7 protein-coding genes and 1 riboswitch are annotated in these 12,653 nt (G+C 77.0%); of the genes, 4 read left to right on the top strand and 3 right to left on the bottom strand.

The genetic code is table 11. The annotated features are described in order from the left end of the window. The 3 genes from ACI1MP_RS11465 to ACI1MP_RS11455 form a co-directional block, all read right to left on the bottom strand. Nucleotides 1–2,052: a putative cobaltochelatase gene (locus tag ACI1MP_RS11465; RefSeq protein ID WP_404868596.1), complete on the bottom strand. Its 2,052-nt coding sequence runs from the start codon at nt 2,050–2,052 to the stop codon at nt 1–3. Next, nucleotides 2,049–3,596 (bottom strand): cobyric acid synthase, encoded by a 1,548-nt coding sequence (locus ACI1MP_RS11460; RefSeq protein ID WP_404868595.1) that lies wholly within the window; start codon nt 3,594–3,596, stop codon nt 2,049–2,051. Before ACI1MP_RS11460 ends, ACI1MP_RS11465 begins: the two co-directional genes overlap by 4 nt. A gap of 451 nt (nt 3,597–4,047) precedes the next feature. Further along, entirely contained in the window at nt 4,048–4,998 is a 951-nt protein-coding gene (locus ACI1MP_RS11455) for a cobalamin biosynthesis protein (RefSeq protein WP_404868594.1), read from the bottom strand. A gap of 53 nt (nt 4,999–5,051) precedes the next feature. Continuing rightward, nucleotides 5,052–5,134: riboswitch (cobalamin riboswitch) on the bottom strand. Between the two features lie 384 nt (nt 5,135–5,518). On the opposite strand from ACI1MP_RS11455, the gene ACI1MP_RS11450 reads away from it, so the two are divergent. The 4 genes from ACI1MP_RS11450 (at nt 5,519) to ACI1MP_RS11435 (ending at nt 12,606) form a co-directional block, all read left to right on the top strand. Continuing rightward, on the top strand, nt 5,519–5,908 hold the full coding sequence (locus tag ACI1MP_RS11450) for a hypothetical protein (protein ID WP_404868593.1): 390 nt from the start codon (nt 5,519–5,521) through the stop codon (nt 5,906–5,908). A 436-nt stretch (nt 5,909–6,344) separates the two neighbouring features. Next, nucleotides 6,345–9,674, top strand: a complete 3,330-nt coding sequence (locus ACI1MP_RS11445) for a hypothetical protein (protein ID WP_404868592.1) — start codon at nt 6,345–6,347, stop codon at nt 9,672–9,674. A 101-nt stretch (nt 9,675–9,775) separates the two neighbouring features. After that, entirely contained in the window at nt 9,776–10,891 is a 1,116-nt protein-coding gene (locus ACI1MP_RS11440) for an alpha/beta fold hydrolase (RefSeq protein ID WP_404868591.1), read from the top strand. 218 nt (nt 10,892–11,109) lie between these two features. After that, nucleotides 11,110–12,606, top strand: coding sequence for a hypothetical protein (locus ACI1MP_RS11435; RefSeq protein WP_404868590.1), 1,497 nt, complete (start codon nt 11,110–11,112; stop codon nt 12,604–12,606). Nucleotides 12,607–12,653: the final 47 nt, after the last annotated feature.

Genomic DNA, 12,653 nt, shown 5'->3' with positions numbered 1-12,653 from the left:
TCACGCCGCCTTTCGTGTCATGGAACCAGAGGTCATCGTCGAACGGGTCTCCCGCACCAGCGCGGCCACCCCGTCGGCCCGCAGCTCGTCCAGGCTCACCGCGTCGCCGTTCAGGTGCGCCGCCAACTCCCGTGCCAGGCCCAGCCGGACGGGGCCGGACTCGCAGTCCAGCACCACCGCGGCCACGCCCTGCGCCGCCAGCAGCCCGGCCGCCCGGTGCGACCGCGCCAGCGCGTCGCGCGCCCCGGTCGCCCGGCCGTCGGTCACCACCACCAGCAGCGCCCGCCGGTCCGGGTCGCGCAGCCGCTCCACCCGCAGCACCTCGTGCGCCCGCAGCAGGCCCGCCTCCAGCGGCGTCCGACCGCCGGTCGGCAGCTGCTCCAGCCGGGCCGCGCCCACCTCCACCGAGGAGGTCGGCGGCAGCGCCAACTCCGCGCCGGAGCCCCGGAACGTCACCATGCCGATCTTGTCGCGGCGCTGGTAGGCGTCCATCAGCAGCGACAGCACCGCGCCCTTGACCGCCGTCATCCGCTGCCGGGCCGCCATCGACCCCGAGGCGTCCACCACGAACAGCACCAGGTTCGACTCCCGCCCCCGGCGCACCTGTTCGCGCAGGTCGTCGCGCCGCAGCACCAGCGCCCGACCGGCCCGCCCGCGCGCCACCTGGTGCGGCGCCGCCGCCCGCAGCGTCGCACTCAGGTGCAGCCTGGTCAGCCGCCCCTGCGGACGGCGCGCCCGCACGGTGTGCCCGGCGTCCGTCTCGGCGGGGGAGCGCCGCCCCTGCGCACCCCGGCCGGTGCCGTCCACCTTGAACAGCCGCGTCCGGTACGGCCGGTCGGCCGCCACCGGCGACGCCGCCTTCGTGCCGCCGGGCCGCTGCTGCGGCGGCGCGGCCGGGGCGTCCTCGGAACTCCCGGTCGCAGCAGGCTCATCGGGCTCGGACGGGGCGGGCGAACCGCCGCCCCCCGGGCCGCCGTCGCCGGGGCCTCCGTCGTCCGGGCCGTCACCGTCCGGGTCCTCGTCGCCGGGCTCCTGGTGCTCGGCCAGCGTCCGGTCCAACTGCTCCTGGTCCAGGCCCGGCGCGTCGAACGGGTTGCGCCGCCGCCGGTGCGGCAGGGCCAGCTGCGCGGCCTTGCGGACGTCCTCCTCCAGCACCTCGGTGCGCCCCGCCCATGCGGCCAGCGCCACCGCCGTGCGCGCCATCACGATGTCCGCCCGCAGGCCGTCCACCTCGAACGCCGCGCACACCGCCGTGATCTGACGGAGCGCCAGATCGGAGAGCTCGACGGACGGCAGCAACTCCCGCGCCGCGCCGATCCGTTCGGCGAGCTCCCGCTCCCGTGCGGCCCAACTCGACGCGAAGCCCGCCGGATCGGCGTCGTAGGCGAGGCGGCGGCGCACCACCTCGGCGCGCTCGTCGGCGTCCCGGGTGGCGGCGATCTCCACCGTCAGGCCGAACCGGTCCAGCAGCTGCGGCCGCAGCTCGCCCTCCTCCGGGTTCATCGTCCCGACCAGCAGGAACCGGGCCGCGTGCCGCACCGAGACGCCCTCGCGCTCCACGTACGAACGCCCCATCGCCGCCGCGTCCAGCAGCAGGTCCACCAGGTGGTCCTGGAGCAGGTTCACCTCGTCGATGTACAGCACGCCCCGGTGCGCCTTCGCCAACAGCCCCGGCTCGTACGCCTTCACGCCCTCCGCGAGCGCCCGCTCCAGGTCCAGCGAACCGACCACCCGGTCCTCGGAGACACCCACCGGCAGCTCCACCAGGAACGCCGGACGCTCCGCCGAGTCCGCGCCGGCGTGCGGCCCGTCCGGGCACTGCGCGTCCGGCGACAGCGGGTCGCACGCGAACCGGCAGCCGGCCACGGTCGCGATCGACGGCAGCAGCCCCGCCAGCGCGCGCACCATCGTCGACTTCGCGGTGCCCTTCTCGCCCCGCACCAGCACGCCGCCCACCGCGGGCGACACCGCGTTCAACAACAGGCCCAGCCGCAGGTCGTCCATCCCCACGACAGCCGTGAACGGGTAACGGGCATCGGTCAGTTCACTCATTTCGCCCTCTCCATCTGCACCGGGGCCGGAGCCCCGGGCGGCACGAACGGCAGGCCCGCCGGCGCCCCGTTCTCGATCAGCTTCCACAGCGCGTCCGTGTCGGCGTGCTCCGCGACCAAGTCGCCCAGCGCGTCCAGTCGTTGCTCGCGCGCCGCCGCGAACGAGGTGTCCGGGGCGGGCACGAAGGCCCGCCCCGCAGCAGTGGCGACCGCGGTCAGGAACGTCCGACGGAACGCGTCGTTCTCCAACACCCCGTGCCAGGTCGTCCCCCACACCGGCCCGACCCGGCAGCCGTCCAGCGCCGCGCCGTCGACATCGGTGACGAACGCCTCGCCGCCGTCCACCGACACCACCCCGTGGTGGATCTCGTAACCCGCCACCGGTGCGCCGAGCGCCACGCCCGTCGGACGGGCCAGCACCTTCTCCGGACCGAACACCACCCGGGTCGGCAACAGCCCCAGGCCGTCCACCGCGCCGGCCCGCGACTCGACCTCGTCCACGATCTCCCGGCCCAGCATCTGGTAGCCGCCGCACACGCCCAGCACGGGCAACCCCGCGGCGACCCGCTGGGCGAGCGGCTCCACCAGGCCCTGCCCCCTCAGCCAGTCCAGGTCCGCGACGGTCGCCCGGGTACCCGGAAGCACCACCAGGTCCGCATCCGCCAGCTCCTCCGGACGGGTCGCCCACCGCACCAGCACCCCCGGCTCCTGCGCCAGCGCATCCACGTCCGTGAAGTTCGACAACCGCGGGAACCGCACCACCGCGACCCGCAGCACCTCCGCCCCCACCGGCCCGCCCGCCGCCGGACGCTGCGCCACCGACGCCAGATCCAGCGAGTCCTCCGCGTCCAGCCACAGCCCCTGGAGCATCGGGAACGTCCCCAGCACCGGACGCCCCGTCAACTCCCGCAACATCTCCAACCCCGGCGCGAGCAGCCGCGCGTCACCGCGGAACTTGTTCACGAACCAGCCCGCGACGAGCGACTGGTCGTCCGCCGAGAGCAGCGCGAGCGTCCCGAACATCGACGCGAACACCCCGCCGCGGTCGATGTCGCCGACGACGACCACCGGCAGCCGGGCCGCCGACGCCAGACCCATGTTCGCGATGTCCCGGTCCCGCAGATTGATCTCCGCCGGAGAACCCGCGCCCTCGCACACCACCACCTCGAACCGCGACTGCAAGTCCGCCAGACACTCCAACGAGCGCTCCAGCAGCACCGGCTTCCGGTCCCGGTAGTCCAGCGCCCCGACCTCCGCCACGGCCCGCCCCATCAGCACCACCTGACTCCGGCCGTCCGCCCCCGGCTTCAACAGCACCGGATTCATCGCCGCCTCCGGCTCCACCCCCGCCGCCTGCGCCTGCATCGCCTGAGCCCGCCCGATCTCCGCCCCGTCGGCCGTCACGAACGAGTTCAGCGACATGTTCTGCGCCTTGAACGGAGCCACCCGCACCCCCTCCCGCCGCAGCCACCGACAGATCCCCGCCGTCACCACGCTCTTCCCGGCATCCGAGGTCGTCCCGGCCACCAACAACGCACCACTCACCGAGGGCCTCCTTCGGAGACGAGAACAGCAACAGGGGAAAGCGGACGAACCGCGCACGCGCCCACGGCGGCCGCAGGTGCTCCGCTCCGCGAGCGCCCGGGGCGCGAGGAACTGCGCGCGGCAGAAGAAGACATGCCGACGTTTCCCGGTGCTGCGGCACGTTGCCCCGTCCACTCGTCCGCGAGTGTCCCGATCCGCGAGGAGGGCGGTGTGCCGAGTTCGCGCTGCGCGGCCCGCCCAGGTGCCGACTTCTCGCCCGGCGAGCGCCCGGGGCACGAAGAACTGCGCGCAGCGGACGAAGACATGCCGAAGCCGCCCGGCACCGCCGCCGGTCGGGCGGCCCACTCGCCCGGCACCGCAGCCCGTTTCACGGCTGGTCCGTGCGCAGCACGCCCGTCCTGCACGGGCGAGGGGCACCAGGAACGGCGAAGGGCTGCGTCCGGGGACGCGGTCACCTGGGCCGCCGGGTGCGGACGGTGAGGGCGGTGATTCGGGCGGTGGTGGTGACAGCGAGGGCCAGGGTGGAGACGCGGCGGGAGAGGCGGCAGGCGCGGTCGATGTCGCCGGGGGTGACCGGGGGGTGGCCGGCGCCCAGGACCGGGCGGTGTTCGACGCGGTCGCCATAGCGGAGGGTGCCGCCGAGTCGGACGCCGAGGGCGCCGGCGAACGCGGCTTCGGCCTGGCCGGCGTTCGGGCTGGGGTGGGCGGAGCCGTCGCGGCGCCAGACGCGCCAGGTGCGGCCGGGGGAGCCGGAGGCGGCGACGGTGAGCAGGGCGGTGAGCCGGGCGCCGGGCCAGCCGGCGACGTCGTCGAGCCGGGCCGAGGCCCAGCCGAAGCGCCGGTACCGCTCGGACTTGTGGCCGACCATCGCGTCCAGGGTGTTGACGGCCCGGAAGGCCAGCAGCCCGGGGACGCCCGCGATGCCGCCCCAGACCAGGGCGTTGACGACCGCGTCGGCGGTGTTCTCCGCGACGGACTCCACCACCGCCCGGGCGATCTGCTGCTCGTCCAGCCCGGAGGGGTCGCGCCCGCACAGGTGCGGCAGCCGCTCCCTGGCGGCGGTCAGATCACCGGCGGCCAGGGAGTCCCCGATGGCCCGGGCCTCCCGGGTGAGTGACGTCCCGCCGAGGACCGTGAACGTCGCACCGGCGGTGAGTGCCGCCGCGGCGAGCGGCGAACGACGGACGGCCCGCGCGACGAGTGCCGCTCCGCCCGCGACCGCGCCGACGGCGAGCCCCGTGTACACCGCCCCGACGGCGCGACGGTCGCGCCACAGCAGGCGTTCCAGCCGGGCCGCGGCGGTGCCGAACAGGGCGACGGGGTGTCCGCGTCGGGGGTCTCCGAGCCGGGCGTCCGCGAGGAATCCCGCGACCGCGCCCACCAGGTACGGGGCAGCCCGCATGGCGTTGTGTCCTCACTCAGGGTCCGCGCCCTGGATCGACGGAACGGGGGCCAGAGTCTCCTGACTTCCGGTCACCCCCGCGCGGGGTGTCCGGTCACAGTGGCGGGACCGCGCCGGACTCGCACCGGCTTCCTCTGCTTGCCTCCGTTTGGCCCGAAGATCCCACCACGCCCGCTTCGCGACAGTCAACCGAGCCGACGGAGGGTTTGGTCACACCCCGTCGCGCGCCCCGCCGAAGGCCCGTCCAGGCCCGGGCCCGAGGTCGGAGGGCACGCACGGGTCCTCAACAGGACCGCCCCGGTGACCGCCTGAGGCCCCATTGGTACCGTCCATGAACTCCGGCCGTCGCCCGACGGGTTCCGGGCTGTCACTGCATTTCACCGGCCCGGACGGGCGGGAGATCGAGGGAGACACCGTGCGACAGCTGGTCCGGCGAGCCGCGTCGGTCGTCGTGGGGACGGCCGCGCTGGCGGGGGTCTCGGGGTGTGCGGGTTCGAGCGGTGCCGTCGCAGGGATCTCCGTGACCGAGGACGGGCGGCCGTTGGGGGTGCTGATGGTCTGTGGGCAGCGGATCGACGGGGCGAGCCTCTACACCAGTGAGGGCAGCCACACGGAGACGGTCGGGGAGTGGACCGCCAAGTCGGCTCTCGGGCCCGGGCTGAGCACCTGGGCGTTGGACGCGCCTGCCGAGGGCTGGGAGACGGCCAGGGCCGCCGCCCCGCTCGACGCCGGGACCACCTACCACCTGCGCGGCTGGACCAAGGACGACTCCCGATCGTCGACCGCCGTCGACTTCACCCCGGAGGACCTGGAGCAGCTCGCGCCGGGACACGTCCGCTACTACGGGCCCACTTCCACGCTCACCGTCCCCGTCGCGGAGTTCGAGGCCACGGCCTGTAAGAAGCACTGACCCCGCTCGGCGCAGCGCGGCCGGCGTCAGCTCGCCGCGCGCGCACGCCGCGAACTTCCGGATACGGGCGGCCAGTTCGCTCTCCGCTTGCTCCTCGGCCCGGCGCGCCACGGCCTCCAGCGCGGACAACCGGTCGATCCGACGCCGGACGCCCGCCCTCAGGGCCCGACCCTCTGGTCGCGTCGACCAGGGACGGCAGCGCAGCGCTCGATCGGCGGGTCGCCGCGCCCGCGCGCTGCGGGTAGCTCCGGCGACAGCCTGCCGGGAGATCCTTCAACTTCCTTCCAAGGAAGCTCCGTTGGCGCACGGAAGGGCGGATCGCCCCGCGCCTGCCGAGCGCCGCCGCTGCCGCTGCCGCTGCCGCACCGCCCGGAACGGCGGGGCGACACCGGGGCGACTGGTGCCGGGCCCGGTCGGCCGGTAAGAATCACGCACGATGATCCACACGATCCACGCGTCTTCCTCCGCCGACCGCCTGCTCGCCGCCGTGGAGCCACTGCCCCACGCCGAGCGCCTGCGGACGGTGGCCCGCACCGCCCACGCCCTCGCCGCCACCGGCGAACTCGCCGCTCTGCTCGACGAGCTGGAGGACCACGGCCGCTACGGCCGACGGCTGGCGGCACTCGCCGCCCAGGCCGGCCGGCACACCGCCCACCTCACGGCCCGCCTCGCCGACCCCGATCCGGTGGTGCGCCGGTACGCGCAGCGGGCGATCCGTCGGCTGCCGGTGCCGGACGAGGCGGTGGAGCGGGCGGTGCTCGCCGCGCCCACGGCCGTCCGGGGCGAGCTGGTCGGGGCGGTCCTCCGCTCGGGGCGGTCGGATCTCGCGGAGCGGCTGGTCACGGCGCTGAGCCGCAGTCACGGGCCGGTGGCCGCCGCGCCGCTGCTGCCGCTGTGCTCGCCCGGGTTCGTGGCCGTCGAACTCCCGGCCTTCGTGCACGCCGTGGACGTCACGGCCGCGCTCGGGCACCGGCATCCGCAGGCCGTGCTGGACGCGGTCGAGCCCCAGCTCGCCGCCCGGGCGAGCCGGCGCGACGCCTGGGCCCGGCACGCCCGGGGCCTGGCCGCCGCAGCCCGGCACCGGCCGCTGCGGATGCTCGACCTGCTGGAACGGTGGCACGGGGGCGGCCTGTCGAACCCGCTGCGCGACCGCCTCGCCGACCTGGCCGCCGCCGACGCCGAGCGCACCGTCCGGCTGCTGATCACCGCCGGTCGGAGCCGGCACGACCCGCCGCTGCGCCCGGCCGTCGCCCGCCGCCTGGCCGCGGCCGCCCCGCCGTCGCTGACCGAGCTCGCCCACCAGGGCGTCGGCCACGGCCTGGAGGTGCTGCGGGCGCTGCCGCCCGGGCGTCGCGCCGCGTTCCACGACGCCGCGCATGCCGACGCCGGCCGCCGGTGGGCGGGCCACGCCGATGCGCTCGCCCTGCTGCCCGCCGCCGACCGGTACGTCCGGGCCCGGGCTGGGATCGACCGCCTGCGCCGGGCGACTGACGGGGGCGACGACAGCGCCGACCGGCTGATCGCCCTGCTGCCGCCCGCGGAGGCCCGGCCCGAGCTGCTCGCCGGGACCGGCGCCCCCGACCCCGAGGGCCGGGCCCACGCCTGGCGTCTGCTGATCCGCAACGCCGGCCTCTCCGGCGATCCGGCGGCCGTGCAGCAGCTCCTGACGCTCACCCGCCGCCTGCGCAACGAACAGGACCTGGTCCGTCGGGCCGCGCCGGTCGGCCTCGTCGAACTGTCCCGGGGCCTGCGGGACGAGCACGCGCCCGACCTGCACCGCCTCGCCGAGGACGCGCTCACCGCCCGCGACTGCTCCGACCGCACCCGCGCCGCGCTCACGGTCGCAGCCGTCGCCGTCCTCGGGCGCCACCATGCCGGGACGGCCCTCGCCGACTGGGCCGGCCACGTCCTGGAACGCACCGGCGCGCCCGGCCTGGACCTGCCGCGAGGCAGCGAGCGGGCCGTCGTCGAGGCCCTCCGCCCGTCCCTGCACCGCTCGGCCGCGACCGCCGACGCCACCCTGCTGCTCACCGTCGCCGAGGCGGTCGGCCCCCGGACCAGGCGCACCCTCGCCGACCTGCTGATCCGGACGGTGCGCGGCGGCAGCGATCCGGCCGCCCGCCGCGCGACGGCCCTGCTGCCCGTCGACCCGGCCGCGCTGCCCGACCTGCTCGCCCTCCTCGACCTGCTGGAACGCGACGCCGCCCAGGCCGGGCCCGGCGCCACCGGCCGCAGCGAACGCCTCGACGGCCTCACCGCCGCCCTGGCCGCCGTCCGCACCGACCTGGTCGACCGCCTGCTGACCGCCCCGACCCCGCCGGACACCGCCACCGCCGACCGCTGGACACACCGTCAGCAGCAGGCCGCGGTCGCCGGGCCGGCGGCCGTCGCCGACGACCCGCAGCGCCCCGTCGAGGAGCGCGCCGCGGCGCTCCGGGCCGCCGCCCGAATACCCGGCCACGGCGCGGCCCTGCTCCGCCGCTGGGCCGACCACCCGGACACGGTGCTCGCCGAGACCGCGCTCGCCGCCCTGCCGACCACCGACGACCCCGCCGCCGTGCTGCCCGACCTGCTGGCCCGGGCCGCCGACGACCGCGCCCGGGTCGCGCTGCACGCGGCCGACCGCGCCGCCCGCCACACCCCGCCCGGGGCGCTCGCCGCCCTGCTGCGCCCGCCGGCGCTCGGCGACGCGCCCGCCAGGATCACCAGCCGCAAGCAGGCCGTCCGCCTGGCCGCCCGCCACCTGCCCGCCGAGGCCGCCGCGACCCTCCTGCTGGACGCCGTCCGGGCCCCGGGCGGGCACCCGGACGTCCGCACCGCCGCGCTGGCCGAGACCCTGCACCGGCTCGGCGACCGCCGGGCCGACGACACGCCGGCGCCGACCGGCGAACTGCGCTGGGCCCTGCTCGCCGAGATCGCCGCCCACGGCACCCCCGACCAGCGCCGACGGCTCACCGAAGTCGACCCGCACCGCCTGCCGCCCGCCGACCACCCCCGGTACGCCGAACTGGTCGCCGGCCTGCTGGAGAGCGGCGACCGGTCGGTCGAGGGCGCCGTCCGCACCCGCCTCGCGGACCTCGCCGGGCACGTTCTGCAGGCGGTCGCCGGGCTGGCCCGGACCGTCCTCGATCCGGACGACCGGCACCGCTGGGAGTCGGCCGCCGAGACCCTCGCGGTGATCGCCCTGGGCGACACCCCGCACCCGCTGGGCGGCTGCGCGCCCGGCAGCGTGCTCAGCGGCGTGCTGACCGCTCTGGCGGCGTCCGTCGGCGCGGGGGAGGACCGGAGCCGCGAGCGGCTGGCCCGGTTGCAGAACCGGCTGTTCCTCCACTCCTGGAACAACCCGAACGCCGCGGCGGTGTGCCGGGCCGCCGCCGCCGTCCTGCTGGTCGAGCCCGCGCTGCGCCGGTCGGCCGTGGAGCTGCTGGTCGGGGCGGTCGACGTGAGCGCCGAGGACCTGGGCGACCGGCTGGTCCGGCTGCTGCCGCTGCTGGCGGACCGTCCGGCGCTCGCCGTGCGGGCCGCCGAGGAGCTGGGCCGCAAGGCGCAGTACGGGTGGGCGAGGACCGCCCCCGCGCTGGCCGCCGCCCGCCGGCTGGCCCCGGACGGCTCGTTCGCCGGCGGCATGCTCGCCGTCGCCCTGGCCCGGGCCGGCGCCCGCGACCGCTGGTCCGAGCCGTGGCGGGCGCTGCTGCGCGAGCTGCGTCGCCACCCCGATCCGGACGTCCGCGACGAGGCGCACACGATCCGCACCGAAACCGACTGACCGGTCACCGAGCGTCACCCCCGGTGCCGTCCCGATTCGCCGAGCGGTCCGCGGGCGGGTGCACTGGAGGCACAGGACCCGCCAGCCCCCGGGAGACCGCCATGCGTTGGGGAACCGCCGCCGCCGTCGTCGCAGCCGCCGCCGCAGGGACCGGAGCGGCGGCGTTCCTGCTGCTCGGCCGGAAGATGTCGGACCAGGTGGTGCAGCCGGGCGCGGTCGAACCGCCGCCGGCGGTCACCGTGCACGAGCTCGGCCCGGGCCGGGTCACGCTGACCGCGACCCCGGACACCGTCCGCCGCGGCCACTACGCGCTGGAGTGGGGCCTGGGCGGCCACGCCGTGGTCGGCGAGGTGCTCGGCTCCGGCGGCGGGACGGTCACCCGGCGGCTGGAGCGGGCCGAGCACGGCACCCTCGCCGTCGGCACCGAAGTCCGGCTCACCCCCCGGGTGCTGCTCGGCGATCCGCGCACCGCGCTCGGCCTGGACTACTCCGAGACGGCCGTGGCCGGCGAGCTCGGCGCCTTCCCGGCCTGGCGCACCGCCGGCATCCGCGGCACCTGCGTGGTGCTGATCCACGGCGCGGCCGCCGACCGCTCGCAGGCGCTGCCCGTGCTGCCGCTGCTGCACACGCTGCGGCTGCCCACCCTGACGGTCACCTACCGGGGCGACGCGGGCGCGCCCGCCTCCCCGGACGGGCTGGGGCACTTCGGCGAGACCGAGTGGCAGGACGTCGACGCGGCGATCCGCGCCGCACTCGACCAGGGCGCGGGCCGGGTCGTGCTGTACGGCTGGTCGGTCGGCGCGACCGTCGCGCTGTACACCGCCGCCCGCTCCGCCCGGCGGGCGCAGATCGCCGGACTGGTGCTGGACTCCCCGGTGCTGGACTGGCCGGAGTCGGCGCGCCGGGCGGCCGGCCGCGGCGGGGCGTCCCCGATGCTCGCCGAACTCGGCGCGCTCGCCGCCCAGGGCCGCACCGGCGTGGACCTGGCGGGCTTCGCCCGGATCGCGTCCGGCGCCGACCTGCCCGCGCCCACCCTGCTGCTGCAGAGCCCGGACGACCCGATCAGCCCGTGGGCGGCCGCCGAGCGGCTCGCGGCCGAGCGCGCGGACCTGGTCAGCCTGCACTCGGTGCCACACGCGCAGCACGCCGCGCTGTGGAACGCCGACCCGGCCCGGTACACCGAGGCGCTGCGCCGTTTCCTCACCCCGCTGCTGTGACCTCGGGAGGGGAACCGGAACCGGTCCCACCGCGTCCTGTTCCCGAAACCCGTCGCGGAGCGATCACGTCAAGCGCCATGTCCATGCCGGAAAGCGGAGTGGTTCGTCCCGCTTTGGACCCGCTTGTCCCCCCGTCGTTCGAACGGTTCGGACAATGCGCCGAGACAGCCCGGCAGTCGATGTGACAGAAGGCCCGTGCAAGGGGAAGACTGCACGGCGTGACGTCTCGGAACCCGCGCGACCGTGATGCCCCGCACCCGCCCCACCGCACCGGTGCGACGGTGACCCGTCTGCCCGGAACGGCCGTCGGGCGTGCGGAGGGCACCGTACCCGCAGCCAACCGCCGCCGGGTACCCGCCAAGCCCGGACGGGGCCGAGTGCCCGTCCCGGACGGCTTCCCCGCACCCGCCGAGCTCGCCCCGCTGGCCCGCCGGATGCTCGCCGACGCGGTCCGCGTCGCCCGCTGGGCCGGCGACCTCACCGAGGTCGACAAGCGCGGCGAACTCCTCCCCGAGGACGCCCGCGCCGCCGGCCGCGCCCTCGCCATGACGGTCGGCGCCGCCGCCAACGCCTGGGGCCAGGCGCTGCTGGTCGGCCTGGTCGAGCTCCGCGACGGCGGCGCCGGGCCCGGCTGGCGGCTGCACGCCTGGGAACGCGACGACGAGGCCGTCGTCCGCGGCTGGTCCGCGCTGTTCGACGCCTGGACGCTGCTCGCCCCCGTGCCGCCCGCGGCGCTGCGCGGCGTGTTCGCCCAGCTGGCCGGCCAGGCCGTCGACCAGGCCCCGCAGCTGCTGTCCTTCCTGCACCTGGTGGACGGGCCGGTCGCCGACAGCGAGCTGCTCGAACTGCTCCGCCGCGGCCTCGACGAGCGCCGCCTCGGCCCCGGCAGCGGCACCTTCCCGCTCTCCCCGGTCCCGCACGCCGCCTCCGCGGTCTCCGCGGTCCGCGGCACCTGCCGGGAACCGCAGATCGACACCCCGCACTCGCCCGCCGAGGTGGCCGCCGTCCTGGACTGGATGCTCGACGGCCTGGCCGCCGTCGGCGCGCTCGGCCGGCAGGACGAGGCCGCCGAGCTCTCCCCGCTCGGCCACTGGGCGGTGCGCGCCAAGCTGGAGGAGATCTGCACCGTCGCGCAGACCGCCGCCGGGCACATCGAACAGAGCGCCCTGGAGCTGCTCAGCGCCTGCGCCGACTACAGCCCCGGCCCGGCCCGCGCCGAGTTCCGCGCCTGGGTCGCCGCCCGCCCCGCCGACCGGGCCGTCGCCGAACTCCTGGAAGCCGCCCGCGGCGAGGACGCGCTGGTCCGCGGCCTGGCCTTCGAGGCGCTGCGGGTGGTGGCCGGCTCCACCGCCGAGCAGGGCGTCCGGGCCGCCGTCGAGGAGGCCGTGCTGCGGCCCTACGCGCTGCTCTGGCTGGCCGAACAGCTGGACGAGGGGGGCGCCTCCCCGGCCGACGTGCTCGGCGCGGAGGACGCCGCCTGGCTCTGGGTGGACACCGCCGCCGCCGTCCTCGACCACGGCGAGACCGACCTGCTGGTCGGCCACGTCGAGGGCGCGTCGGCCGGCGAACCCGTCCGCCTGTTCCACCGCGCCCGCCAGTCCGGCCACCCGCGCGCCGCGAGCGTCCTGACGGCCGTCGCCTCGGTCCACCCCGACCCGGCCGTGGCCCGCGCCGCCCGCCGCAGCGCCTTCTCGGTGCACACCGGCGGGGCCTGAGCCCAGGTGACGCGAAAGCCCCCCGTTCGATTCGAACGGGGGGCTTC

Origin of the sequence: Kitasatospora griseola (assembly GCF_044999035.1) — a bacterium.
Taxonomy (GTDB): Bacteria; Actinomycetota; Actinomycetes; order Streptomycetales; family Streptomycetaceae; genus Kitasatospora; species Kitasatospora griseola.
This window is presented reverse-complemented; position numbering and strand designations above follow the sequence as displayed.